Origin of the sequence: Pseudomonas sp. NPDC087612 (assembly GCF_044743505.1) — a bacterium.
Taxonomy (GTDB): domain Bacteria; phylum Pseudomonadota; class Gammaproteobacteria; order Pseudomonadales; family Pseudomonadaceae; genus Aquipseudomonas.
Genome location: NZ_JBIUWO010000019.1, coordinates 1 through 23,638 on the forward strand (window position 1 = coordinate 1; position 23,638 = coordinate 23,638).

The 23,638-nt window shown below is 58.3% G+C and carries 24 protein-coding genes and 2 pseudogenes; 20 read left to right on the forward strand and 6 right to left on the reverse strand.

Features of this window, described 5'->3' with window-relative positions:
- Nucleotides 1-146: 146 nt before the first annotated feature.
- A complete protein-coding gene (gene rne, locus ACIOVF_RS27440; RefSeq protein WP_401294016.1) occupies nucleotides 147-3,314 on the reverse strand; it encodes a ribonuclease E in 3,168 nt (1,055 codons plus the stop codon).
- A gap of 744 nt (nucleotides 3,315-4,058) precedes the next feature.
- Between rne and rluC the strand changes: the two genes are divergently transcribed.
- From rluC to ACIOVF_RS27455, 3 genes are read left to right on the forward strand one after another with little or no spacing between them, the layout of a single operon-like run.
- The gene (rluC, locus tag ACIOVF_RS27445) at nucleotides 4,059-5,015 is read left to right on the forward strand and encodes a 23S rRNA pseudouridine(955/2504/2580) synthase RluC (protein WP_045195176.1); all 957 of its coding nucleotides are present in this window, start codon (nucleotides 4,059-4,061) and stop codon (nucleotides 5,013-5,015) included.
- Complete coding sequence (locus ACIOVF_RS27450; protein WP_045195174.1) at nucleotides 5,005-5,697, forward strand: HAD family hydrolase; 693 nt, start codon at nucleotides 5,005-5,007, stop codon at nucleotides 5,695-5,697. The genes rluC and ACIOVF_RS27450 overlap by 11 nt, the downstream gene beginning before the upstream one ends.
- Nucleotides 5,690-6,682: a S49 family peptidase gene (locus tag ACIOVF_RS27455; RefSeq protein WP_401294020.1), complete on the forward strand. Its 993-nt coding sequence runs from the start codon at nucleotides 5,690-5,692 to the stop codon at nucleotides 6,680-6,682. The genes ACIOVF_RS27450 and ACIOVF_RS27455 overlap by 8 nt, the downstream gene beginning before the upstream one ends.
- A 52-nt stretch (nucleotides 6,683-6,734) precedes the next feature.
- Here ACIOVF_RS27455 and ACIOVF_RS27460 read toward each other — a convergent pair whose 3' ends face one another.
- Nucleotides 6,735-7,313, reverse strand: a complete 579-nt coding sequence (locus ACIOVF_RS27460) for a Maf family protein (RefSeq protein ID WP_401294023.1) — start codon at nucleotides 7,311-7,313, stop codon at nucleotides 6,735-6,737.
- 95 nt (nucleotides 7,314-7,408) lie between these two features.
- On the opposite strand from ACIOVF_RS27460, the gene ACIOVF_RS27465 reads away from it, so the two are divergent.
- From ACIOVF_RS27465 to tmk, 10 genes and pseudogenes are all read left to right on the forward strand, one after another.
- Nucleotides 7,409-7,936 carry a YceD family protein gene (locus ACIOVF_RS27465; protein WP_045195168.1) on the forward strand — a complete coding sequence of 176 codons (528 nt, stop codon included), beginning with the start codon at nucleotides 7,409-7,411 and terminating at the stop codon, nucleotides 7,934-7,936.
- 13 nt (nucleotides 7,937-7,949) lie between these two features.
- Nucleotides 7,950-8,132: a 50S ribosomal protein L32 gene (gene rpmF / locus ACIOVF_RS27470; protein ID WP_010223221.1), complete on the forward strand. Its 183-nt coding sequence runs from the start codon at nucleotides 7,950-7,952 to the stop codon at nucleotides 8,130-8,132.
- A 3-nt stretch (nucleotides 8,133-8,135) separates the two neighbouring features.
- Nucleotides 8,136-9,146, forward strand: coding sequence for a phosphate acyltransferase PlsX (gene plsX, locus ACIOVF_RS27475; RefSeq protein ID WP_082075402.1), 1,011 nt, complete (start codon nucleotides 8,136-8,138; stop codon nucleotides 9,144-9,146).
- Between the two features lie 129 nt (nucleotides 9,147-9,275).
- On the forward strand, nucleotides 9,276-10,214 hold the full coding sequence (fabD, locus tag ACIOVF_RS27480) for an ACP S-malonyltransferase (RefSeq protein ID WP_213603587.1): 939 nt from the start codon (nucleotides 9,276-9,278) through the stop codon (nucleotides 10,212-10,214).
- A 16-nt stretch (nucleotides 10,215-10,230) separates the two neighbouring features.
- Entirely contained in the window at nucleotides 10,231-10,971 is a 741-nt protein-coding gene (gene fabG / locus ACIOVF_RS27485) for a 3-oxoacyl-ACP reductase FabG (protein WP_038994156.1), read from the forward strand.
- Nucleotides 10,972-11,167: 196 nt separating this feature from the next.
- On the forward strand, nucleotides 11,168-11,404 hold the full coding sequence (gene acpP, locus ACIOVF_RS27490; protein ID WP_003175607.1) for an acyl carrier protein: 237 nt from the start codon (nucleotides 11,168-11,170) through the stop codon (nucleotides 11,402-11,404).
- A gap of 104 nt (nucleotides 11,405-11,508) precedes the next feature.
- Nucleotides 11,509-12,753, forward strand: coding sequence for a beta-ketoacyl-ACP synthase II (fabF, locus tag ACIOVF_RS27495; protein ID WP_045195160.1), 1,245 nt, complete (start codon nucleotides 11,509-11,511; stop codon nucleotides 12,751-12,753).
- Nucleotides 12,753-13,568, forward strand: coding sequence for an aminodeoxychorismate lyase (gene pabC / locus ACIOVF_RS27500; RefSeq protein WP_093380584.1), 816 nt, complete (start codon nucleotides 12,753-12,755; stop codon nucleotides 13,566-13,568). The genes fabF and pabC overlap by 1 nt, the downstream gene beginning before the upstream one ends.
- Before the next feature lie 3 nt (nucleotides 13,569-13,571).
- A complete protein-coding gene (gene mltG, locus ACIOVF_RS27505; RefSeq protein WP_401294029.1) occupies nucleotides 13,572-14,717 on the forward strand; it encodes an endolytic transglycosylase MltG in 1,146 nt (381 codons plus the stop codon).
- 19 nt (nucleotides 14,718-14,736) lie between these two features.
- Nucleotides 14,737-15,054 (forward strand): annotated as a pseudogene (gene tmk / locus ACIOVF_RS27510) (dTMP kinase); the annotation flags it as partial.
- Nucleotides 15,055-15,682: 628 nt separating this feature from the next.
- Here the strand turns inward: tmk and ACIOVF_RS27515 are convergent.
- Entirely contained in the window at nucleotides 15,683-16,150 is a 468-nt protein-coding gene (locus tag ACIOVF_RS27515) for a helix-turn-helix domain-containing protein (protein ID WP_401294032.1), read from the reverse strand.
- Between the two features lie 439 nt (nucleotides 16,151-16,589).
- Here ACIOVF_RS27515 and ACIOVF_RS27520 point away from each other — a divergent pair, with 439 nt between their 5' ends.
- The 6 genes and pseudogenes from ACIOVF_RS27520 to ACIOVF_RS27545 all read left to right on the forward strand — a co-directional run bounded on the left by ACIOVF_RS27520 (nucleotide 16,590) and on the right by ACIOVF_RS27545 (nucleotide 19,501).
- Nucleotides 16,590-16,979, forward strand: a complete 390-nt coding sequence (locus ACIOVF_RS27520; protein WP_401294035.1) for a hypothetical protein — start codon at nucleotides 16,590-16,592, stop codon at nucleotides 16,977-16,979.
- Nucleotides 16,976-17,212: pseudogene (locus tag ACIOVF_RS27525) on the forward strand (serine/threonine protein phosphatase); the annotation flags it as partial. The gene ACIOVF_RS27520 and the pseudogene ACIOVF_RS27525, both read left to right, overlap by 4 nt.
- A 273-nt stretch (nucleotides 17,213-17,485) precedes the next feature.
- Nucleotides 17,486-17,677, forward strand: coding sequence for an antitoxin VbhA family protein (locus tag ACIOVF_RS27530; RefSeq protein WP_401294038.1), 192 nt, complete (start codon nucleotides 17,486-17,488; stop codon nucleotides 17,675-17,677).
- 228 nt (nucleotides 17,678-17,905) lie between these two features.
- Entirely contained in the window at nucleotides 17,906-18,634 is a 729-nt protein-coding gene (locus ACIOVF_RS27535; protein WP_401294041.1) for a metallophosphoesterase, read from the forward strand.
- Nucleotides 18,635-18,750: 116 nt separating this feature from the next.
- The gene (locus ACIOVF_RS27540) at nucleotides 18,751-19,092 is read left to right on the forward strand and encodes a hypothetical protein (protein WP_401294044.1); all 342 of its coding nucleotides are present in this window, start codon (nucleotides 18,751-18,753) and stop codon (nucleotides 19,090-19,092) included.
- Nucleotides 19,093-19,132: 40 nt separating this feature from the next.
- Nucleotides 19,133-19,501, forward strand: a complete 369-nt coding sequence (locus ACIOVF_RS27545) for a hypothetical protein (RefSeq protein ID WP_401294046.1) — start codon at nucleotides 19,133-19,135, stop codon at nucleotides 19,499-19,501.
- Nucleotides 19,502-19,626: 125 nt separating this feature from the next.
- Here ACIOVF_RS27545 and ACIOVF_RS27550 read toward each other — a convergent pair whose 3' ends face one another.
- Both ACIOVF_RS27550 and ACIOVF_RS27555 read right to left on the reverse strand, forming a co-directional pair.
- Nucleotides 19,627-19,944: a hypothetical protein gene (locus ACIOVF_RS27550; protein WP_401294049.1), complete on the reverse strand. Its 318-nt coding sequence runs from the start codon at nucleotides 19,942-19,944 to the stop codon at nucleotides 19,627-19,629.
- Nucleotides 19,945-20,371: 427 nt separating this feature from the next.
- Complete coding sequence (locus ACIOVF_RS27555) at nucleotides 20,372-20,707, reverse strand: hypothetical protein (RefSeq protein ID WP_401294051.1); 336 nt, start codon at nucleotides 20,705-20,707, stop codon at nucleotides 20,372-20,374.
- Nucleotides 20,708-21,328: 621 nt separating this feature from the next.
- Between ACIOVF_RS27555 and ACIOVF_RS27560 the strand changes: the two genes are divergently transcribed.
- Entirely contained in the window at nucleotides 21,329-21,694 is a 366-nt protein-coding gene (locus tag ACIOVF_RS27560; protein ID WP_401294054.1) for a histone-like nucleoid-structuring protein, MvaT/MvaU family, read from the forward strand.
- A 738-nt stretch (nucleotides 21,695-22,432) separates the two neighbouring features.
- Here the strand turns inward: ACIOVF_RS27560 and gltS are convergent.
- The gene (gene gltS / locus ACIOVF_RS27565) at nucleotides 22,433-23,632 is read right to left on the reverse strand and encodes a sodium/glutamate symporter (RefSeq protein WP_401294057.1); all 1,200 of its coding nucleotides are present in this window, start codon (nucleotides 23,630-23,632) and stop codon (nucleotides 22,433-22,435) included.
- Between the last annotated feature and the right edge of the window lie 6 nt (nucleotides 23,633-23,638).

Below are 23,638 nucleotides of genomic sequence, written 5' to 3' on the forward strand. Positions count from 1 at the left end.
GTAAGGGCGGAAGGGGCCAACAGCGGCGCCACACCGAATGGATAAGCCCGCAACCCAACCCAAGAATCATAGCCCCCGGGATTCCGTGAAGAACCATAAAAAAGCCCCGCCAGTCACCTGGCGGGGCTTTTTTTCAGCCTGGAAGATCAGACGAGCGGTTTGTGCTCTTCTTTCTCTTCAACCACTTCTTCAGCCGGTGCAGCAGGCGCCTCTTCAGCGACTACAGCAGCGCTGGCTTCGGCGGCGGCCACTGCAGCAGCGGCTGCGGCAGCTTCGGCTTCACGCTTGCGACGGCGTACTTCACGTGGGTCGTTCGGTGCGCGACCGTTGCTGGTCAGAGCACTGGCAGGAGCTTCAACCGCTGGCTCTTCAACCGCTGCAGGCTCGGCAACTACTGGCGCAGGCGCTTCGACCACTTCAGCAACGACTACCGGCTCGGCCACTACAGGTGCCTGGACTTCAGGCGCTGGCTCGACCGCAGCAACCGGCTCGACCACTTCAGCCGGGGCGGCAACAGGGGCTTCGATAACCGGCGCGATGCTGGTTTCTACGGCTTCTGCTGCTTCGACCGGGGCAGTGAAGGGCTGTTCGACAACCGGCGCGGCAGCGACTTCAGCGACCTGGGCAGTTTCTACCACTTCGGTTGCTTCAGTTGCTTGAGCCACTTCGGCGACTTCAGCCGCTTCAACTACTGGCTGAGTTGCTTCGACGACGGTTTCGCTGGCCGCGACTTCAACAACCGCCTGCTCTTCGACAGTAGCGGTGGCACGTTCAGCCTGCTGGTTGGCTTCGGCTTCGGCAGCGGCGCTGATGTTGCTGGTGGCAACAGCGGCGGTCACGGCCAGGCCTGCGGCCAGTTCAGCACCCAGTTCGCTGGCTTGAGGCTGCTCGTCGCTGCCGTCTTCCGAACCTTCTACCAGGTTACCGTTGGCATCGCGTTGACGCTCACGACGGTTGCTGCGACGACGCTGGCCACGGGAGCGGCGGCGAGGGCGTTCGCCTTCGGTACCTTCCTGGTTGTCATCCTGCAGCAGCTCTTCGTTTGGCAGTTGCTCTTCAGCAGCGTCGGCAGCCTGTTCGGCCGGGCGCGGCTGGCGTTCTTCACGCGGTGGGCGCGGAGCGCGCTCTTCACGTGGGGCACGCTCTTCACGCGGTGCACGTTCTTCGCGCGGGGCGCGCTCTTCACGTGGGGCGCGTTCTTCGCGTGGAGCACGTTCTTCACGAGGCTGGCGCTCTTCACGTGGGGCGCGCTCAGGGCGTTCTTCACGGACCGCCGGGGTGGCGGCGTCCAGCGGCTCGCGCAGTTCGCGGACCGGACGCTCTTCACGGGAGCGGCGCTCTTCACGTGGGGCGCGAGCTTGACGCTCTTCGCGCGGCTGACGTGGTGCACGTTCTTCGCGGGCCGGGGCTTCTTCGCGGGCTTCGCGAGGTTGACGCTCTTCACGCGGGGCGCGCTCGGCACGCTCTTCACGCGGCTTGCGGTCTTCGTCGCGACGGCCGTTGCGGTTGCGGCTCTGCTGGCGACCGTTGCGGCGCTCTTCGTTGCGCTGCGGGCGTTCGGTGGCGGGCTTCTCGGCAACCACAGGGGCGGCGGCAGGCTCGTCCTTGCCGGCGAACAGGCTGACCAGCGACTTCACCAGGCCTTTGAACAGGCTTGGCTCAGGAGCGTGGACTGGAGCAGCCACTGGCGCGGCAGCTTCGGTAGGTACTGGAGCGTTGGCGCGGGCCGGAGCGGTCTTGACCGCAGCTTCCTGGCGCACCAGGGTGCGGGTAGCGGCAGTCGGCTGGACTTCTTCGGTCTCGGCGGCGGCGATTTCGTAGCTGGACTGGCTGCTCAGGGCTTCCGGGCTGTCGTCGCGCAGGCGCTGGACTTCGAAATGCGGGGTTTCCAGGTGGTCGTTCGGCAGGATGACGATACGCGCCCGAGTGCGCAGCTCGATCTTGGTGATCGAATTGCGTTTCTCGTTGAGCAGGAAGGCGGCAACCGGAATCGGCACTTGCGCGCGGACTTCGGCGGTGCGGTCTTTCAGGGCTTCTTCTTCGATCAGGCGCAGGATGGCCAGCGACAGCGATTCGACGTCACGGATGATGCCGGTGCCGCTGCAGCGTGGGCAGACGATGCCGCTGCTTTCGCCCAGCGAAGGACGCAGGCGCTGACGGGACATTTCCAGCAGGCCGAAGCGCGAGATGCGCCCAACCTGTACGCGGGCACGGTCGGCTTCCAGGCATTCGCGGACTTTTTCTTCCACGGCGCGCTGGTTCTTGGCCGGGGTCATGTCGATGAAGTCGATCACGATCAGGCCGCCGATATCACGCAGGCGCAGCTGGCGGGCGATTTCCTCAGCCGCTTCCAGGTTGGTCTGCAGGGCGGTTTCCTCGATGTCGCTGCCTTTGGTGGCGCGCGCCGAGTTGATGTCGATGGAGACCAGGGCTTCGGTCGGGTCGATAACGATCGAGCCGCCGGACGGCAGGTCGACGACCCGCTGGAAGGCGGTCTCGATCTGGCTTTCGATCTGGAAGCGGTTGAACAGCGGCACGCTGTCTTCATACAGCTTGATCTTGCTGGCGTACTGCGGCATGACCTGGCGGATGAAGGTCAGGGCTTCTTCCTGGGCGTCGATGCTGTCGATCAGTACTTCGCCGATGTCCTGACGCAGGTAGTCACGGATGGCGCGGATGATGACGTTGCTTTCCTGGTAGATCAGGAATGGCGCGGCGCGGTCCTGGGAAGCTTCCTTGATCGCGGTCCACAGCTGCAGCAGGTAGTCGAGGTCCCACTGCATTTCTTCGCTGCTGCGGCCAAGGCCGGCAGTGCGCACGATCAGGCCCATGTCGGCAGGGGCGACCAGGCCGTTGAGGGCTTCGCGCAGTTCGTTGCGCTCTTCGCCTTCGATACGACGGGAGATGCCGCCGGCACGCGGGTTGTTCGGCATCAGCACCAGGTAGCGACCGGCCAGGCTGATGAAGGTGGTCAGGGCGGCGCCCTTGTTGCCGCGCTCTTCTTTCTCGACCTGGACGATGACTTCCTGGCCTTCGCTGAGCACTTCCTTGATGTTCACCCGGCCTTCGGGCGACTTCTTGAAGTATTCGCGGGAGATTTCCTTCAGCGGCAGGAAGCCGTGACGCTCGGAGCCGAAGTCGACGAAAGCGGCTTCCAGGCTAGGTTCGATCCGGGTGATCCGGCCTTTGTAGATGTTGGCCTTTTTCTGCTCACGCGCGCCGGACTCGATGTCCAGGTCGTAGAGACGTTGGCCGTCCACCAGAGCTACACGCAACTCTTCGGGTTGAGTCGCGTTAATCAGCATTCTTTTCATGTAATACCGTCGGTTTCCGGGCTGCCGGAAACGGCGTTCGGCACACACGACTTCTCACGGTCGGTGTCAGGTGCGCAAGGGGTGGCGGGCCACCCCCGTGTCCAGCAACTTTCGAGTCCGACTGGTCACCCAGTACTGCCGAAGTCGCGACGACGCGTCCTGCTTGCTGTGGTGTCAAATGCACTCAGTCAGGAGGAGGAATCAGCCTTCGGCCGTGGACGCCCGTGGGGCATCTTGATCAAGACCGGGTCCGGTCGCCTGGCCAATAGGCCGGTGGACTGGACGCAGTACTACACGGTCCGACGGTTGTGCATCTCCACCCTACACGTATCCCTGATAATTCGGGTGCTGCCGCGCGCTGAATCCGCAACGGGTTGCATTTTCGCCAGCTCCATACGGGAGCCCGCGCCTTTTATGTCCAAGGCTGGTATTTCCGAAGCCGTCGCCATGACTGCGTGAAATTGACGGCACTGACAGAGTGGCAGCGAAAAAAACGTGGGGGAGGGTGAAATACCGCTCTTGTAGTTTTTTATCGGTCTTCTCTGCACGGCGCTGGTGGCGATTCCAGGCATTTCTGTAAACTGGCGAAAGCCCCGTCGGACGGCCTCGCGTCCTCGAGAATTGCGTCGGTCAGGGCCGGCTGAAAGCCGTGAGTCCGCTGGCCAGCCGCTTTTGGCGGCGTTCGCGACTATAGCAGCAATCATTAAGTGCTTCAAATCCATAAAAAATTGTTATGATTGGCAAATGACGACTACTGCCCCTCCGACCTCCGGCGTCCAGCTGATCGAGGTCGCGCCGGAACTTGCCGGCCAACGAATCGATAATTTCCTCGTAACGAAGCTCAAGGGTGTTCCCAAGACCTTGATTTACCGCATTTTGCGTAAAGGCGAAGTGCGCGTGAACAAGGGCCGGATCAAGCCCGAGTACAAGCTGCAGGCGGGCGACATCGTGCGCGTGCCGCCCGTTCGTCTGCCCGAGCGCGACGAGCCGGTACCGGTGGCCCAGGGCTTGCTTCAGCGCCTTGAGGCGGCGATTGTCTATGAAGACAAGGCGCTGATTGTGCTCAACAAACCGGCCGGCATCGCCGTGCACGGTGGCAGCGGCCTGAATTTCGGCGTGATCGAAGCCTTTCGTCAGATGCGCCCGGACGCCAAGGAGCTGGAGCTGGTCCATCGCCTGGACCGCGACACTTCGGGCCTGTTGATGATTGCCAAGAAACGCAGCATGTTGCGCCATTTGCACGCTGCCCTGCGCGGCGACGGTGTCGACAAACGCTACATGGCCCTGGTCCGCGGTCATTGGGCCACCGCCAAGAAGCAGGTCAATGCGCCGTTGCTCAAGAGCAACCTGCGCTCCGGCGAGCGCATGGTCGAGGTCAATGACGAAGGCAAGGAAGCGCTGACGATCTTCCGCGTGCTGCGCCGTTTTGGCGAATTTGCCACCATTGTCGAGGCGCGGCCGATCACCGGTCGTACCCACCAGATCCGCGTGCATGCCCTGCATGCCGGGCATTGCATTGCTGGCGACAGCAAGTATGGCGATGAAGATTTCACCCGCGAGATTCGCGACCTGGGTGGCAAGCGCCTGTTCCTGCATGCCTACGCCCTGACCGTGCCGCTGCCTGATGGCGGCGAGCTCAAGCTCGAAGCGCCGGTGGACGAAATGTGGGCCAAGACCGTGGAGCGCCTGGGTGCAGCGTAATTACGACCTGCTGATCTTCGACTGGGACGGTACCCTCGCCGACTCCATCGGCCGCATCGTCGAGGCCATGCACCTGGCCGCCGGTCGCGCCGGCTATGCCATCTGCGCGGATGACGCGGTCAAAGGTATCATTGGCCTGGCGTTGCCCGAGGCCATCAGCGTGTTGTATCCGCAACTGGATGCCGAGCAGATCGTGCAGTTTCGCCAGCACTATGCCGACGTCTACATGGCCCTGGATGACCAGCCTTCGCCGCTGTTCGAGGGTGTGGTTGAGTCGCTGGAGGCCTTTCGTGCCGAGGGTTATCGCCTGGCGGTAGCCACCGGCAAGGCCCGGCGCGGGCTTGATCGGGTGTTACGCGCCAACGGTTGGGAAGATTACTTCGATATCACCCGTGCAGCCGACGAAAGCCGCGGCAAGCCGCACCCGCAGATGCTTGAGGAGATTCTTGCCCATTGCCAGGTCGAACCGCAGCGTGCATTGATGGTCGGAGATTCTTCCTTCGACCTGTTGATGGCCAGCAATGCCGGCATGCATTCGGTGGCGGTGGGTTACGGCGCCATGTCGCTTGAGGCCTTGAGTGCCTTCGGGCCACAGGTGTGTATCGATCATTTTTCACAGTTGCAGGCCTGGCTTCGCTGCACGCCTGCAGCAGTACATTCCAGGGTAGGTGAGCATGGCTGACGAGTGGAAGGCGCCCAGCGCCGAAAGTAACGACAGCAACGAAGAACAGAAGAGCTGGAAGCTGCTGGAGAAAACCCTTCTGGCCGGTGTTCAGGAGCAGCGTCGGGCGCGGCGCTGGGGGATCTTTTTCAAGCTGCTGACCTTTGTTTACCTGTTCGGCATTTTTGCCCTGTTCACGCCTTTGATGAACATGGACAAGGCGGCCTCGCGCAGCGTCAGCCATACCGCGCTGGTCGAGGTGCGCGGCATGATCGCCGACCAGGAGCCGGCCAGTGCCGACAATATCGTCAGCGGCCTGCGCGAAGCGTTCAAGGACCCGAAAACCAAGGCGGTGATCCTGCGTATCAACAGCCCGGGCGGCAGTCCGGTGCAGTCAGGTTACATCTACGATGAAATCCGCCGCCTGCGTGCCGAATACCCGACGATCAAACTGTATGCGGTGATCAGCGATCTCGGCGCTTCCGGCGCTTACTATATCGCCAGTGCCGCTGATCAGATCTACGCCGACAAGGCCAGTCTGGTGGGCTCCATCGGTGTAACGGCGGCCGGTTACGGTTTTGTCGGCACCATGGAAAAGCTCGGCGTCGAGCGTCGTACCTATACCGCGGGTGAGCACAAGGCCTTCCTTGATCCGTTCCAGCCGCAAAAGCCTGAAGAGACGGCGTTCTGGCAGGGCGTGCTGGAAACCACCCACAAGCAGTTCATTGCCAGTGTCAAGCAGGGTCGTGGCGAGCGCCTCAAGGACAAGGAGCACCCTGAGCTGTTCAGTGGTCTGATCTGGTCGGGCGAGCAAGCCCTGGCCCTGGGCCTGGTGGATGGCCTGGGCAGCGCCGGTTACGTGGCGCGCGAGGTGGTAGGGGAGAAGGAGCTGGTTGACTTCACCGTCGAGGAGTCGCCGTTCGATCGCTTCTCCAAGCGCCTGGGGGCCAGTGTGGCCGAGCACTTGGCGATGTGGATGGGCTTTCAGGGGCCATCGCTGCGTTGATTGCCTGATGCATTGAAAAAGCCGACCATCGAGGTCGGCTTTTTTGTGCGCGTCAGGGCAGGCTGACGCCTTCGGCCTGCAGCATGTCTACCAGGCGGATCAGTGGCAGGCCGATCAGGCTGGTGGCATCCACGCCGTGGGTGCTCTGGAACAGGCTGACGCCCAGGCCTTCGGCCTTGAAGCTGCCGGCGCAGTCGTAGGGCTGTTCGGCGCGCAGGTAGCGCTCGATGCGTGGCAGGTCCAGTTCGCGCATGTTTACCGTGAACGGCACGCAGTCGACCTGGCAGTGGCCGGTGGCGCTGTTGAGCAGCGCCAGGCCGGTGAGAAAGGTCACATGGTTGCCGCTGGCTGCCAGCAGTTGCTCACAGGCGCGCTCGAAGGTGTGCGGCTTGCCGAGGATCTGCTCGCCGAGCACCGCGACCTGGTCGGAGCCGATGATCAGTTGCCCGGGATGGCTGCCGGCCAGGGCCTGGGCTTTCTCCCGGGCCAGGCGCTTGACCAGCTCAAGGGCGGGCTCTTCGTCCAGCCGATGTTCGTCGATATCCGGCGAGGCCCAGCTGAATGGCAGGCGCAGGCGTTCGAGCAGTTCGCGCCGATAGGGTGAGCTGGAAGCCAGTAATAAAGGCAGCATGATAGACTCCTGAACAGGTGAAACGATTCTAACATGCTGAACGGAGCCGAATTTCCTTTGACAGGGGCGGGGGTCATCCCTAGAATGCTGCGCCTATGTTGAATGACCCGATTCCACCTCACGTTGACCCGCGCAAATTGGCCGATCGTGGTGTTTCCCTCGAAGGAACACTGCAGCTCGCCGATTTGGAGAGACTCTGCGACCCGCTTTCCGACACTGTCGGTACGGTGCAGGCTAAATTCGATTTTGAGCGCGACGAGCAGAAAGCTGTGGTTATCCACACCGACCTGCGCGTCGAGGTCAAGATGGTTTGCCAGCGTTGTCTTGAGCTGGTCACCCTGCCGATCCACAGCGAATGTACTTACGCCGTGGTGAAGGAGGGTGCGAATACCCAGTCGTTGCCGAAAGGTTATGACGTGCTGGAACTGGGCGAAGATCCTTTGGATCTGCAGGCCTTGGTCGAGGAAGAGCTTCTGCTCGCCTTGCCTATCGTGCCTGCTCATCATCCGGAAGAATGCCAGCAGCCGGCGGGCGCCGATGAGCCCGAACCGAGCAAGGACGAGGTAACACGGTCCAACCCGTTCAGTGTATTGGCGCAGTTAAAGCGTGACCCAAACGTTTAGGAGTTAATCAATTATGGCTGTTCAGCAGAACAAAAAATCCCGCTCTGCCCGTGACATGCGCCGTTCGCACGACGCCCTCTCGGAAAACGCTCTGTCCGTAGAGAAAACCACTGGTGAAGTGCACCTGCGTCACCACGTATCGCCAGAAGGCGTATACCGTGGTCGTAAAGTGATCGACAAGGGCGCTGACGAGTAATCCTTGTCCGCTCAGATCATCGCGATTGACGCAATGGGCGGGGACTTCGGTCCCCGCAGCATTGTTCAGGCGAGTATTGCTTGCCTGTCGGCTACCCCCTCGCTGCACCTGACCCTTGTCGGTCAACCCTCCCTCCTTGAAGATCTGATCGCTGGCCAGTCGGCAGCGGATCGCGCGCGCCTGCAGATCGTGGCCGCCAGCGAAGTGATCGGCATGGACGAGCGGCCGTCACAGGCGCTGCGCAGCAAGCCCGATTCGTCCATGCGCGTGGCCCTCGAATTATTGCGTGATGGCAAGGTTCAAGCCTGCGTCAGTGCCGGCAACACCGGTGCGCTGATGGCGCTTTCGCGCTATGTGCTGAAAACCCTGCCCGGTATCGATCGCCCGGCCATGGTTGCCGCCATTCCCACCCAGACCGGCTATTGCCAGCTGCTCGACCTGGGCGCCAATGTCGACTGCAGTGCAGAAAACCTCTATCAGTTTGCCGTGATGGGCTCGGTGGCCGCCCAGGCCCTGGGTATCTCGCGCCCGCGCGTAGCCTTGCTCAATGTTGGCACTGAAGACATCAAGGGCAACCAGCAGGTCAAGCTTGCGGCCAGCCTGCTGCAGAACGCCCGCGGCCTGAACTACATCGGTTTCGTCGAAGGTGACGGCTTGTACCGTGGCGAGGCGGATGTGGTGGTGTGCGACGGTTTTGTCGGCAATATCCTGCTCAAGTCCAGCGAGGGCCTGGCGACCATGATCGGCTCGCGCATCGAGGCGTTGTTCAAGGGCGGGCTCGGCGCGCGCCTGGCCGGCGCCGTGGCCATGCCGCTGCTGCGCCGCCTGCAGGCTGACCTGGCGCCGGCGCGACATAATGGCGCAAGCTTTCTCGGCCTGCAGGGTATTGTCATCAAGAGCCATGGCTCTGCCGGGGTGCAGGGCTTGCAGAGCGCCATCCAGCGCGCTTTGATCGAGATCCAGGAGAACCTGCCGCAACGTTTGCACGGGCGCCTGGAAGACCTGTTGCTTTAGGCATATGCCTCAGGAAGTGGTTAAATGTGACCGCTTGGTCCTCGTTGCCATCCAACTCTTCAGTTTCTTGTGCTCAGCCTGATGCTGGGCGCTTTATTTCCGACGACAAGATCACTAGGGGCTTGTTCAATGTCTGCATCCCTCGCATTCGTCTTTCCCGGTCAAGGTTCGCAGTCCCTCGGCATGCTCGCCGAGCTGGGCGGCCAGCATCCGCTGGTCATTGATACCTTCCGTGAGGCCTCCGAGGCTCTGGGCTATGACCTCTGGGCGCTGACCCAGAACGGTCCGGAAGAGCAACTCAACCAAACCGACAAAACCCAGCCGGCCATCCTTACCGCCTCGATCGCCTTGTGGCGCCTGTGGCTGGCTGAGGGCGGCGCGCGTCCGGCGTTCGTTTCCGGTCACAGCCTGGGTGAGTACAGCGCCCTGGTCGCCGCCGGCAGCCTGAGCCTGGGTGACGCCGTTAAACTGGTCAAGCGCCGCGGCGAGCTCATGCAAGAGGCCGTACCGGCCGGGCAGGGCGCCATGGCGGCAATCCTGGGTCTGGACGATGCCGCTGTCGTGGATATCTGCGCAAAAGCAGCCCAGGGCGAAGTGGTCAGCGCGGTGAACTTCAACTCGCCAGGACAGGTAGTCATCGCCGGTGCCAAGGCCGCCGTTGAGCGTGCCATGGAAGCCTGTAAGGCTGCTGGCGCCAAGCGCGCACTGCCACTGCCGGTCAGCGTGCCGTCGCACTGTGAGCTGATGCGCCCGGCAGCCGAGCGCTTTGCCGAGTCGGTCAATGCCATCGACTGGCAGGCCCCGCAAATCCCGCTGGTGCAAAACGTCAGCGCTGCCGTTGCCGCGGACCTCGACACCCTCAAGCGCGATCTGCTGGAGCAGCTGTACAAGCCAGTGCGTTGGGTCGAGTGCGTGCAGACCCTGGCCGCCAAGGGTGCGGTCAACCTGGTCGAATGCGGCCCGGGCAAGGTTCTGGCCGGTCTGAACAAGCGTTGCGCCGATGGCGTGACCACCTACAACCTCAATACCCCAGATGCTGTCGCCGCCACTCGTGCGGCGCTGGCCTGATTTAGGAGAAACTTGCATGAGCCTGCAAGGTAAAGTTGCCCTGGTTACCGGCGCCAGCCGTGGTATCGGCCAGGCTATCGCCCTGGAGCTGGGCCGTCTGGGCGCTACCGTGATCGGTACCGCCACCTCCGCTTCGGGCGCCGAGCGTATCGCCGCGACCCTCAAGGAGCACGGCATCACCGGCACTGGCCTTGAGCTGAACGTGACCAGCGACGAGTCGGTCACCGCTACCCTGGCCAAGATCCAGGAGCAGTTCGGTGCGCCGACCATTCTGGTCAACAACGCCGGCATCACCCGCGACAACCTCATGCTGCGCATGAAGGACGACGAGTGGTTCGACGTCATCGACACCAACCTGAACAGCCTCTACCGTCTGTCCAAGGGCGTGCTGCGCGGCATGACCAAGGCGCGCTGGGGTCGTATCATCAGCATCGGCTCGGTGGTCGGTGCCATGGGTAACGTCGGCCAGGTCAACTACGCTGCCGCCAAGGCCGGCCTGGAAGGCTTCAGCCGCGCCCTGGCGCGTGAAGTCGGCTCCCGCGCGATCACCGTCAACTCGGTGACCCCGGGCTTCATCGACACCGACATGACGCGCGAGCTGCCTGAAGCTCAGCGTGAAGCGCTGCAGACCCAGATCCCCCTGGGGCGTCTGGGCCAGGCTCAGGAGATCGCCAATGTGGTGGCTTTCCTGGCCTCCGAAGGTGCAGGTTATGTCACCGGCGCGACCATTCCGGTCAACGGCGGCATGTACATGTAAAATTGAATGTGACGGATTGCATCAAAAAAATGTCATACGAGCTGTCTAAAATCCGTTATAAAGCTGCAACCAGATTCTAGTCGGTTGGCAGGTGTGGTCTTGCAAGGCGTGTTGCGCTTGAAAAGCAGACGTCTTTCTATACACTTACACACCGGCCAGCTGCCTGACATATGTCCATTAGGAGTGAAAACAAGGTATGAGCACCATCGAAGAACGCGTCAAGAAAATCGTCGCCGAGCAACTGGGCGTTAAAGAAGAAGAAGTAGTGAACACTGCTTCCTTCGTCGAAGATCTGGGTGCCGATTCCCTTGACACCGTTGAGCTGGTGATGGCTCTGGAAGAGGAATTCGAGACCGAAATCCCTGACGAAGAAGCCGAGAAGATCACTACTGTTCAAGCTGCTATCGACTACGTCACCAGCCACCAGGCCTAAGACGTTGTAGTCGTCGCTTCTTGTCATGGAAAAACCGCACTGCCTTCGCCGGCGTGCGGTTTTTTCTTTACAAGAGATGTAGTCAATTGAATAAGGAGAGTGCTGTGTCGCGTAGACGCGTCGTGGTCACCGGTATGGGTATGCTGTCGCCACTGGGTACGGATGTGCCGAGCAGTTGGCAGGGCATTCTGGCTGGCCGCAGTGGCATAGGTCTGATCGAGCATACTGACCTGTCTGCCTACTCCACCCGTTTTGGCGGCTCGGTAAAGGGCTTTGAAGTCGAGCAGTACCTGTCGGTCAAGGAAGCCCGCAAGCTCGATCTGTTCATTCAGTACGGCCTGGCAGCCGGTTTTCAGGCAGTGCGTAACGCCGGCCTGGAAGTGACCGATGCCAACCGCGAGCGCATTGGCGTGGCCATGGGCTCGGGTATCGGTGGCCTGACCAACATCGAAGAAACCAGCCGGACCTTGCATGACCAGGGCCCGCGGCGTATTTCGCCGTTCTTCGTGCCGGGTTCGATCATCAACATGATTTCCGGTTTCCTGTCGATCCACCTGGGTGTACAGGGGCCTAACTACGCTATTTCCACCGCCTGCACCACCGGTACCCACTGTATCGGCATGGCTGCGCGCAACATCGCCTTCGGTGAAGCCGACGTGATGATCGCCGGCGGTGCGGAAATGGCCGCCTGTGGCCTGGGCATGGGTGGTTTCGGTGCGTCGCGGGCGCTGTCGACCCGCAACGACGACCCGACCCGCGCCAGCCGTCCGTGGGACAAGGGCCGTGATGGCTTCGTCCTCGCCGACGGTGCCGGTGCGCTGGTACTCGAAGAACTCGAGCACGCCAAGGCCCGCGGCGCGACCATCTATGCCGAGCTGGTAGGCTTTGGCATGAGTGGCGATGCCTACCACATGACCTCGCCGCCAGAAGATGGCAGCGGTGCCGCGCGCTGCATGGCCAACGCCCTGCGCGATGCCGGCCTGAACCCCGGCGAAGTCGATTACATCAACGCCCACGGCACCTCGACGCCGGCCGGCGACCTGGCAGAAAGCTCGGCGATCAAGTCGGTGTTTGGCGATCACGCCTACAAGCTGGCCGTCAGCTCGACCAAGTCGATGACCGGGCACCTGCTTGGCGCTGCCGGTGCCGTCGAGGCGATCTTCAGCGTGCTGTCGATCAACAGCCAGGTGGCGCCACCGACCATCAACCTGGACGAGCCGAGCGAAGGTTGCGACCTCGACTTCGTGCCGCACCAGGCGCGCAACATGCCGATCGAGGTGGTGCTGTCCAACTCCTTCGGTTTTGGTGGCACCAACGGCTCGCTGGTGTTCCGCCGGTTCGCCGGCTGATGCACAGCTGGGTCGATGGCCTGCCGGCAGATGCACTAACCCTGCAAAGCCGGGGGCTGGCCTATGGCGATGGTCTGTTCGAGACCATCGCCGTGCGCGCAGGTCGGCCATCGTTGCTCGAGTACCACCTCGAGCGCCTGGCGCTGGGTTGCCAGCGCCTGGCGATCAGCGCCGATCACGGCCTGATTCGCGACGAGCTATGCCGTTATGCCAGCTTGCTGGGTGACGGCGTGCTCAAGCTCATTGTTACCCGCGGCGACAGCCAGCGCGGCTACGCGCCGGCCGCTGGCGTGGCGCCACGACGAATTCTCCAGGGCAATCCCTTGCCCACCTATCCCGCAGGGCATGCCGAACAGGGCGTTCGCTTGTTCGATTGCCAGACCCGTCTGGCCGAGCAACCCTTGCTGGCAGGCTTGAAACACCTCAATCGCCTCGAGCAGGTGCTGGCCCGTGCCGAGTGGCAGGATGCCGCGCACGCCGAAGGTTTGATGCGCGATGTTTCCGGGCGCATCATCGAGGGGGTGTACAGCAACCTGTTCCTGGTGCGCGACGGCCAACTGCAGACTGCCGACCTGAGCCGCTGCGGCGTGGCCGGGGTCATGCGCGCAGCCTTGCTCGATCACGCCAGGGACGCCGCAATCGCTGTGCAGATTACCGACCTGAGCCTGCAGGACCTGCAGCAAGCTGACGAAGTGTTTGTCTGCAACAGCGTCTATGGCATCTGGCCGGTACAGGCTTTTACATCGCTGAACTGGCCGCCGGGGCCGCTCACCCGTAAACTGCAGGCCATTGCCCGTACGCTACTGGATGCCTGATTTGTGAGACGTAAATTCTTGGTGCTGCTGGAGATCGGCTTGATCCTGGCCGGCCTGACGCTGGGCTATTCGGCCTGGAAGGTAAAATCGGCGCTGGAGCAGACCCTGCACGTGTCCCAGGAGCAGTTGCTCGACGTGCCCACCGGTACCACCCCCAACCGCATGTTCTACCGCATGCAGAACGACGGGGTGCTGGAAGACGCCTTCTGGCTACGCCTGTACTGGCGCTTCAACATGGCTGGCGTGCCGCTGCATACCGGCGAGTACCGCATGACCCCGGGCATGACCGTGCGCGAGCTGTTCGAGGTCTGGCGTCGCGGTGATGTGGTGCAGTACACCCTGACGCTGGTCGAGGGCTGGAACTTCCGCCAGGTGCGTGCGGCGCTGGCCAGGCACGAGAAGATCAAGAAAACCATCGACGGCCTGAGTGATGCCGAGGTCATGGACAAGCTCGGCCATCCGGGGGTGTTCCCTGAAGGTCGGTTCTTCCCCGATACCTATCGCTTCGTGCGTGGCATGAGCGATGTCGAGTTCCTCCAGCAGGCCTACGCGCGCCTGGAAGAAGTGCTGGCCAAGGAATGGGCTGAGCGCTCCAGCGATGTGCCGTATCGCGATCCGTACCAGGCGCTGATCATGGCGTCGCTGGTCGAGAAGGAAACCGGCGTACCGCAAGAGCGCGGGCAAATTGCCGGGGTGTTCGTGCGGCGCATGCGCATCGGCATGCTGCTGCAGACCGACCCGACGGTGATCTACGGTATGGGCGAACGCTACAACGGCAAGATCACCCGCGCCGACCTGCGCGAGCCGACGCCGTATAACACCTACACCAACGCCGGCCTGCCGCCGACGCCGATTGCCATGGTTGGCCGCGAAGCCATTCATGCCGCGTTGAACCCGACGCCGGGCAGCAGCCTGTATTTCGTGGCGCGTGGCGATGGCAGCCATGTGTTCTCCGATGACCTCGATGCGCACAATTCGGCCGTGCGCGAGTACCAGATCAAGCGCCGTGCCGACTACCGTTCGAGCCCGGCCCCGGTTACCGAACCTGAACCCGAGGCCCAGCCGCCGGCGCCGCAATCGCCGGATGTCAGCCCTGAGCCGGCGACCGAGCAAGCGGCGCCGGCCAGCGACGCGGCCTCCCCGCAATGACCCACTGTAAGGACTGCCTGTGAGCGGCTTGTTTATCACCCTGGAAGGCCCTGAAGGCGCGGGCAAAAGCACCAATCGCGAGTACCTCGCCGAGCACCTGCGCGGCGCCGGCCTGGATGTCGTGCTGACCCGCGAGCCGGGCGGCACGCCACTGGCCGAGCGAATCCGCGAACTGCTGCTGGCCCCCAGTGAAGAGAAGATGGATGCCGACACCGAGCTGCTGCTGGTGTTTGCCGCCCGTGCCCAGCACCTGGCCGAAGTCATTCGCCCGGCCCTGGCCCGTGGCGCGGTGGTGTTGTGCGACCGTTTTACCACGGCGCTATTTTTTAAGGCGGGGAAATGTAAACGTCCCAGAGGGTTGGGACAGAACAGCGGTAATTTTGGGGCATCCGCTGTATCTGAGGAGTTTCTAGCTGCCTAGCGTTCACCCGACGCATCCATGATAGCACCGACTCTACAGAAAAAGTAAACCCCCTCTGTTCAGGTGGTTTTCACCCCCCAAATGTAAACCTCCATTCGTAATGTGAACGTCCTAGCTCATCCGCGCTGAGTGTAAAACGCCTAGAGAGCCAGTAATCCAGGGCTTCCGAGGTTTACATTTTGTCTTGGATGGCGCTCCGCATCGTACGCAACAGACCACCTTAGTGAGCGCCAGAGCGTATGCCGTAGCTAGCTGCTCGATAAGCGCGTGAGACGAGGGGCGGTACCTAAAGTCAATCAAAGGCTTTTTGAATAGGTGTCCACTCCGTTTGCACGTGTAGATATCCTCCTGACACCTTCTATGACCTCAGGTGCCACTCAGTGGCACGACATCCGAAGCCGTGAAAAGCTGAGAACTCATACTGCGCGCCGATATGGGATACAACCGGGCACTACTCAACATCTTGTCTTCCCGCCCTGTCGGTTAAAAAGCGCGGCCCCAGACGCTGCTCAAGGTTCTTCACACGAGTGGAAATGTGAGGCAGTCAAACCTGCCAATATCGGTGCACTGTCGACCTAGCTAACCCAAGTTTCTCCGCTGCTTCCGCTTGGCTTAATCCTGAAGCCTTAAGCTCCCTCACTGCCTCAGCATTCTTGGTATTGCCAGGTTTACCTGGAGACCGCTTCTTAAGGTCTTTGCCCACAAACTGGCTTCTGAAAAGCTCCTCCCCTCCCTCAGCTCTGAATGAGTCCAACTGAGCACGTGCTCGCTTTAGGGTGGTGTCAGTAGGTTCACCGTTCTGGATCGCGACGCAGAGGGTCAGCAGGGCGACAGTATCGAACTCAAGTGAGTTTGAAAGCTCAATCAGCTTTTCAAGTGTGATGCTGTGCCTTCCTTGCTCAAGGTTGCCGATACTGGATTTTGCGATGACATCTGCCAAATCCCCGTAGTCGACGCCTCGAATAGTCCGGATTGCTCTGATCGCCCCGGCAATTTCTTTCTTGAGCGACATGATCTGTCCTAAAAGCGAGGATAGAGCCATAACGCTGTCGTTTCGATAAACCCAAAATGGTGGTAGTATCGGAATTATCAGGTGTAGCTCCTCTGAACTATTGCGCGTTGCTTTGCGGTTCCAGGGTTTTTCAGGCAGTTCGTAAGCGGCTTTAGCAGGATTAGTTGCGAACATATCACATGTATTGACAGGGGTTTTCAGGTTGGAATTGGAAGAAATCCAAGCAGCCTCGGAGCTTCGATCCAGAGGAGGTGGCTTAATTGGAATCGACGGGAAGCCAAGGCATGAAAGATCGTCAGTGGAACGACTCGAGGTCAATCACTGCATCGGATAGAAAGGGAAACGTGGCATGTTTATTTCACATGAATCTTGTTTAGTCGGCCGACCAGGCTTCCCTGGGCCTGGGCGTACTGCTTGGCGAATGGTGGAGCTTGAGTCAATGGATCCTTGGTATTACGTCACCGTTCGCTTCAATGAAGGAACCAAGCACCGCACTAAGAAGTTTATGCCAACGGATACGTCCTTACTGTCCGACCTACTGGCGGAGCAGAGCCCAACTTGCTTGGTTGAAGAGATTCAGGTCGTGACCGCACCTTGGTTGAACGGGGGCTCTTCAGAGCGTATGGAGAAGCTAGTCAGTCTGGTCATCGGATACGATCAAAACGGTGAGTGCGTCTTGATTCACAAGGTTGCAAGCGGAGCGGTATACAACAGTGCTCAAGGTGGCATGGAAGTCGGTTCACTCACAGGCACTCGAACGATCTACGACAATACGAAGCAACCAGTTCAGGAATGCGCGGAGCACGGTACAGCACGGCGACTTTCATGAAGCTTCACATCTACTCAGATTTGCACAAGGAGTTCTCCCTGTTCGAACCAGCCTCGATCGATGCAGACGTAGTCATCCTTGCCGGCGACATCGATCTGAAGTCGCGTGGAGTGAAATGGCCGAACGAAACATTTCAGTGCCCCGTGATCTACGTGTGTGGAAATCACGAGTATTACGATGGCCACATTGATCAAACACTGAGGAAGATGAAGGACGCTGCAATACTTCACATCTAGCTTATTTAGCACATCGATGCACGCTGCTGTTTGGCGGTGGGTTTGGTAGCGCGCTTTAAATTTGCAGGAGCACGTTTTGATTAGATTTGATTGCAGACAGCTCACCGGCGTGATCGAAAAGCCGCGAGTCATCTCAAAGTAGTCGGGTACTGTAACTGCGAGCATCGTGATTGATGCACAAGTGGCGTTTCAGCAAAGCTTTCAAGTAAGCGCTTCAAACCCAGGCTTCCTGCTCTGCGGAGGCTTTGGCTAAGTGGTGGGAGGTGGATCTTGCAAATCGATGAGCATGAACGTGAGCGACGTCGCATAGCTGTTGCCGTAGAAATCGGCTGTCAGGCACTCGAGGGAGGACAGCTTACTGCTGAGCACCTAGCAGAACTGCAGCGCTATGTTGATGGTCAAGTTTGCCTCGACGAGCTCCGTGCGGAGCTAATTGAACGTCTGAAATTAGATGATGAGTGAATCGCAGATGAAGACGAATTGAGTCGAGCCTGAGGTGAGCATGAGTAATTCAAATCTTCCTCCCGTAGCCGGCTAAAGCCGAACAACCGAGATCTGGTGAGCGATAGACACCGCAACGCGTTCTCACCCTTTCAGTATGACCTTTAAGTAAACACTTCGTATCCAGTCCCCCGCTACCTTGGAGATGCTGGAGGGCGACACGGCGCACAACATGGAACTCCCGATCCAATGAAGCTTTTGATTTACTCCGACTTGCATCTGGAGTTCGTCGACTTTCACCCCCCCGCGACAGATGCCGATCTGGTCGTGCTGGCCGGCGACATCTCGGTAAGGAGTCGCGGGGTGGGGTGGGCCAATGAGACCTTCAGCTGTCCGGTGATCTATGCCTGTGGCAACCATGAGTACTACAAAGGCCATCTTGATCGAACGCTGACCAAGATGCGAGAGGCTGCCGCAGAGCATGTGCACGTCCTGGACAATCAAAGTCTCATCATCAGCGGCACCAGATTTTTGGTAGCAACAGCGTGGACAGATTTCACTGCGACTGGGGACTACAACGCGGCGATGAGAGTGAGTGTCGAGTGGATGAACGACTTCAAGCGCATCCGCATCGGTGAGGGATACAGCAAGCTTCGTCCTGTCGATCTAATCGCGCGAAACATCAGCACTCGTGAATTCTTGGCGACTGAATTAGCCAAGGAATTTGACGGCAAAACAGTGGTGATCACTCATCACTGTCCGATCCAGGATGTCGCGGGTGATGGCCACGAAGGTCACCTAGGGGCGGCTTATTTCAACCAATGGCATGACTTAGTAGCTCAAGCTGATATGTGGATTTTTGGCCACACCCATCATGCCGTCGACACCATCGTCTCGGGCTGCCGGGTCATTTCGAATCCGCGAGGCTATCCAGGCGAGCGTACTGGGTTCGTGCCGGATCTTGTGGTCGAAGTCTGATGAGATGAGTCGAGGCGTCCAGGCTTTCGCGCACGCAACTTGCGATCGATGGCGTCGACGTACTCGACTGCGAAAAATTAATGCGAGATAGGCGTCATCAATACAAGAGGTTTCAAATGGTCAAACGCAGCGCACCGCTCTCCACACACAAACCCGTCGTTACACCTCCGTCCGCTATTCCCACGAGCGTTACCAAAGCGATGCAGGCCGAGGTGGGTCTCGAGATTACTGGTTACTTATCTTCCGTCGAGTATGGGCCAGGAGAGCGCTTTTTGAGAGGTGTAGTTTTTGGTGATCGAGAGAAACGCTTCGATGATGGTGAGCCGATTCGAACCTCCGTCATCATGACCTCCCAAAAGATTCAAGGATATCTGGTGGTGCAGACACTGAATAGCCTTTACGTGGTTTGTGACTGGGCAGGTGATGGCGCTCGTGGGTGCTCAAAGGCACTGCACTGATACAAAAACAGTTTTTTAATCGTTGTGGAGTCTCGGCCAGATGCCAGAAGTAATTACAGTTGAGTTTCATAGTAAAGAGGTGAGCGACTTTCAACTGGGTCGTTTGGTGCAAGCAAGCCTTCACAAGTACACGGTACCGATTACCGCGTTCATCAGTGATGCAGTGTTCGTCGATGACACATGCTTAGGGGGTTCTTTCGACCATTCCGAGCGTGACGATGCGTACCACAAAGCAGACGGCTCTATCCTCCGCACCGGTAAGATTCAGTTGGCTCGAAAGGAAGGCCGGTTTTGGCTGCTCGAAACCCAAGACGGTAATTACGTCGTCGCTAGCTTCAAGCGAGAGCTTGGCAGAGCTAGCTTTCTCAAGCTTCTTAAGTCCGCCGATCGCTTCCAATTGACGGTATGAATGCTCCACCAGACTTCAAAAAAACGATTGCGATAGCGCTCTTAGAGCCTCATTCGATGCGTCAAAGCTGCGGTGAGGAGCATTACCGCTACCTATCTCCTTTGATCTGCAGCTACTGGATGTTTTCAAAAGCCACGATTCGTGCAGTATCCGTAATCGTTCAGCAATTTCTGCAGAAACTCACGCCGCCTTTGAACAATACTCAAAATGAGATAGTCACGGTCGGTGTCTTTCGTCGATAGATGCCCAGCGTCTACCAAACCATGGATGTAGCCTTCAGCTTTGCCCCTGGCTTCAAGCAACGCTTCGATAGAAGTGCTTTTGTAGATGTCCTCAGCGATGAGCTGCCACCGCTTCATTTGACACCGTCCATTCGGGTCGTCTGAAAATTTTGGTGCGCTAATCAGTGCGTTGAAATCGTTGGGTACGTTGGTTGTGCTCAAGGTGGATTCTCAGAACTGCGATGTCTGTGCCTAGGCTATCATGCGCATACTAAGTCACCTGTTGCAGGTCGGCTTATTGCTTAACCACTGACCAGGCTGAACGGATGCCCGATGACACGCAAGGCGCTTGGCTCCAAGGCCATACACTGAGTCGTGCTGATAGTCTAAGGTACTGTCTATCGCCACGATCACCGCAGCGTTCAGCCAAATCGGAAACTGCTGTTTAGCAAAATTATCACTGGGACATAAATATTGTTGAGCCATAATTTCAGGTAACTCTACACGCCCATGATCAGTCCCCTGCTATTTGAGAGGTGACCTGATCCTAAAAGGGCTCGCAGGAAATCTACAGTTGGGGGAGTGCGACAGCCGGCATCCCGCCGAAAATTCGAAGTGGTGTTTTGAGGTCTCGGGCCACCCGCCTATGTCAGAGGGAATAGGATTCGGGGGGCTGTCGACGGGAAAATGAAGTGGCATTTTTTTTGCGTTTAGGGCGAGCACCATTAAATCTCGAGATCTCCTGCGCTAGACGCGGACTGTACGTTTTCACAAGAATACCAGTTAGCGCTTCGAGCATGAGCGCAAAATTCGCATCCAGTGAGAGTCGCCCTGTTAAATAGGCGCTGATTGTTGCCTCATCAGTACCCAGAAATATAGCCATTTGAGCTATTGAGACCAGAGGATCATGTTTGTTTAGTGCTTCACGCAATGCGATGTACTCGTCCTCCTCCCACAGCCAGATATGTCCTGGGCATTTTTTCATCCTTCAGACTCCACATTGTCGCTGCATGCCATAAGAAAAGCCTCATGCCCTGGGCTTAGTACAGACGCTTGGTTCGGAACCAAGTATTGAGATGAGTGGAGGTAAGGACTATAGGAATTGTCTTAAAAATAGGCGATTTTCAGCGTTGCGCTGAACCTCTGCCGACGCCCTGGTGCCTGGATATGCATAAAGTGAAAGCAGTTATAAACTGTGTTATTCAGAATCCACTAAATTCGAGAGCTGCACGCTTGCCGACACTGTTAAGTAGCAACAATGCCCCTCCAGTTTATTTGAGCAGGGTCGTAAAGCGGGATTGTCAGCATCGGTGACTTTTTTAAACAGTATGCCAAACTCGCCTCTTGTCATCACCTGCAAAGCTTATGGCTATGTGAAAATCGAAGCAACTGTATGGGCGCGCCTGAGGAAGCTCTGAAGTAGTCAGCGATATTTGATGCTATCCTTGGTTGAGGTTCAAGAAACGGTGGACTGGTCAAAGATTAGAGCTTTCCTGTTCTTAACTGACTGCTTCCAAATTCTCAGGTCGGTGGGTGACTAAATCTGAATAATCACTTACTATGAGGTGTGCGCATGTCGCGCCGCCATAACGTTAAGGAAGTTCATATGTCCCGTCTGGCTGAATACCGAAAGCTCGAGCAACAACTGGCTGCTCAACTCGCGGAGCTCGAGTCGATGAAAAGCGATTCCGGCCTGAAAAAGGAAATGGAATTTGAGAGTAAATTGCGAGCATTGCTTGATGAATACAGCTACAGCTTGAGAAATGTAATCAATCTGCTTGATCCACAAGCCGGTCATCGTGCACCAGCTACCGAATCCAAAGCAGGCGTTCGTAAACCTCGCCAACTTAAGGTTTATAAAAATCCTCATTCAGGCGAAGTCGTAGAAACCAAAGGCGGGAATCATAAAGTTCTGAAGGAGTGGAAGGCTCAATACGGTTCTAGCACCGTGGAGTCTTGGCTCGCAAAGTGATGTTGCTTTTTGTACAAATAAAGGGCCTTATGCAGGGCCCTTTTTTATTACCGAATAGTAATTCATTGCTCCGTCAGATAAGAATGAGAAGATCAGCTACTACCATGCCTTTGGTAATCATGCGGTTATGGTTATTCTAGGCGCGAGTTTGATTGAGTTTGCGTGCAAAGGCAAAGGCCACACGCGCCATGTGCCAGATCCAACTGGTCTCAACACGAGGCGCGTCGAGGATTGACCCTATTAGCACCTTAATCATCATGGACATCCCAAAAAGTCGGTGTGCTTAGTTGTGCAGGCGGTGAGTAGCCGGTACGTCAGGGCGATTGAACTGATGCAAGGGTCTGGAGTGGCTCCAAGGACGCATACTGATGCGCTGATAGCTTGAGCTCCTCGCTACTGCGACGCTTACCGCAATGCTCAGCGTAATCGGAAGTAGATACTGCTTCGAAAAATTATCGCTGGGGCATAATTATTGCTGAGCCATAATTTCAAGTGATTCCACGAACCCAGGATCATTCCGTCAGCTAAGCGTCGATCCTCAGATGTTGAGCGACTGGTTTTGCGCAGTCGCGTTAACGAACTGTTCACCCAAAGCCGCCGCGCGGCAGGCAGCCGAAGCATCATGTGCGCGCCCCTTCATATTTTCAGGTGAAGGAGCGTTTGTAGGTTGCACGTTTTTGACTGGCGCTGAGAAACCAGTTGATCAAATAGCGCCATCTTTGGGCAAAAACCTGTACGTCACAAAAACGGCAGCGCCAAGTAAAGCTTGATGACGATTGCGTTAGTGATATCAATAAAGAAAGCACCGACCATGGGCACGACCAAAAATGCCATCTGTGAGGGCCCGTAGCGTTGCGTCACGGCTTGCATATTGGCGATGGCTGTCGGTGTAGCCCCCAGTCCAAATCCACAGTGTCCAGCGGCCAATACGGCAGCATCGTAATTTTTCCCCATAACACGGAACGTTACGAAGACAGCGAAGAGCGCCATGACCAAGGTTTGTGCAGTTAAAAGAATGAAGATCGGCAAAGCAAGTGCTGCCAAATCCCACAGTTTGAGGGACATCAGCGCTATCGCGAGGAATAGTGACAAGCTCACATTCCCTAGCACGGAGACTTCATGCTCGAAGACTTTGTGCCAGCCTAAGGCTGAAAGCCCATTGCGTAGCACAACACCTACGAACAAAACACAGACAAATGTCGGCAGTTCAAACGCTGTACCTTGTATGCAACTGCTCAGGAACGTACCCGCCTGCAAGCTGATTGCCAGCAACGCCAAGGTTTCTATGAAGGTAAATGCCGTGATCTGTCGCTGCTGATTTGGCTGTTCAAAGCCCTTTGGTAATCGTTGTTCGACTTGGCCAACGCCGGGAGTTTGCACCCTCTTGATAAGTAAGCGAGCGACCGGCCCCCCGATCAATCCCCCCAAGACCAGGCCAAATGTTGCTGAGGCAATTGCAAGCTCTGACGCAGAGGTCAGCCCGTATTTCTCGCTGAAAACTGAACCCCAAGCTGCGCCTGTACCATGACCGCCTGACAATGTAATGGAGCCAGCCAGCAGTCCCATCAACGGATCAAGTCCTAGTGCCGTCGCCAGCGTTATGCCCATCGCGTTCTGAACCACTAGAAGCCCGGTCACCACCAGCAGGAAGATGCCAAGCACTCGTCCGCCTTTTTTAAGGCTGGCAAAGTCTGCACTAAGTCCAATGGTGGCGAAAAACGCCAACATTAACGGCGCTTGGAGCGACGTATCAAATCGGATTTCGATGTCCGCAAAGCCACGTAATGCCAGGAGTAACAAGGCCACAAGCAAGCCGCCCGCCACAGGTTCTGGAATATTGTATGTGCGTAAAAATCCAACACGGGCTACAAGGCCGCGACCCAGCAACAGCACCATCGATGCGGCCACAAGGGTTCCATAGAAATCAAGTTGAACCATTGGGGG

Excerpts from the sequence above, each read along its gene's own strand:
- ACIOVF_RS27560 (WP_401294054.1), top strand. The coding sequence starts at position 21,329 with ATGTCCCGTCTGGCTGAATACCGAAAGCTCGAGCAACAACTGGCTGCT.
- ACIOVF_RS27540 (WP_401294044.1), top strand. The coding sequence starts at position 18,751 with ATGGTCAAACGCAGCGCACCGCTCTCCACACACAAACCCGTCGTTACA.
- fabG (WP_038994156.1), top strand. The coding sequence starts at position 10,231 with ATGAGCCTGCAAGGTAAAGTTGCCCTGGTTACCGGCGCCAGCCGTGGT.
- ACIOVF_RS27535 (WP_401294041.1), top strand. The coding sequence starts at position 17,906 with ATGAAGCTTTTGATTTACTCCGACTTGCATCTGGAGTTCGTCGACTTT.
- fabD (WP_213603587.1), top strand. The coding sequence starts at position 9,276 with ATGTCTGCATCCCTCGCATTCGTCTTTCCCGGTCAAGGTTCGCAGTCC.
- rpmF (WP_010223221.1), top strand. The coding sequence starts at position 7,950 with ATGGCTGTTCAGCAGAACAAAAAATCCCGCTCTGCCCGTGACATGCGC.
- ACIOVF_RS27515 (WP_401294032.1), bottom strand. The coding sequence starts at position 16,150 with ATGTCGCTCAAGAAAGAAATTGCCGGGGCGATCAGAGCAATCCGGACT.
- ACIOVF_RS27520 (WP_401294035.1), top strand. The coding sequence starts at position 16,590 with ATGGATCCTTGGTATTACGTCACCGTTCGCTTCAATGAAGGAACCAAG.
- pabC (WP_093380584.1), top strand. The coding sequence starts at position 12,753 with ATGCACAGCTGGGTCGATGGCCTGCCGGCAGATGCACTAACCCTGCAA.
- gltS (WP_401294057.1), bottom strand. The coding sequence starts at position 23,632 with ATGGTTCAACTTGATTTCTATGGAACCCTTGTGGCCGCATCGATGGTG.
- ACIOVF_RS27465 (WP_045195168.1), top strand. The coding sequence starts at position 7,409 with ATGTTGAATGACCCGATTCCACCTCACGTTGACCCGCGCAAATTGGCC.
- rne (WP_401294016.1), bottom strand. The coding sequence starts at position 3,314 with ATGAAAAGAATGCTGATTAACGCGACTCAACCCGAAGAGTTGCGTGTA.
- ACIOVF_RS27460 (WP_401294023.1), bottom strand. The coding sequence starts at position 7,313 with ATGCTGCCTTTATTACTGGCTTCCAGCTCACCCTATCGGCGCGAACTG.
- ACIOVF_RS27555 (WP_401294051.1), bottom strand. The coding sequence starts at position 20,707 with ATGAAAAAATGCCCAGGACATATCTGGCTGTGGGAGGAGGACGAGTAC.
- ACIOVF_RS27545 (WP_401294046.1), top strand. The coding sequence starts at position 19,133 with ATGCCAGAAGTAATTACAGTTGAGTTTCATAGTAAAGAGGTGAGCGAC.
- rluC (WP_045195176.1), top strand. The coding sequence starts at position 4,059 with ATGACGACTACTGCCCCTCCGACCTCCGGCGTCCAGCTGATCGAGGTC.
- acpP (WP_003175607.1), top strand. The coding sequence starts at position 11,168 with ATGAGCACCATCGAAGAACGCGTCAAGAAAATCGTCGCCGAGCAACTG.
- ACIOVF_RS27455 (WP_401294020.1), top strand. The coding sequence starts at position 5,690 with ATGGCTGACGAGTGGAAGGCGCCCAGCGCCGAAAGTAACGACAGCAAC.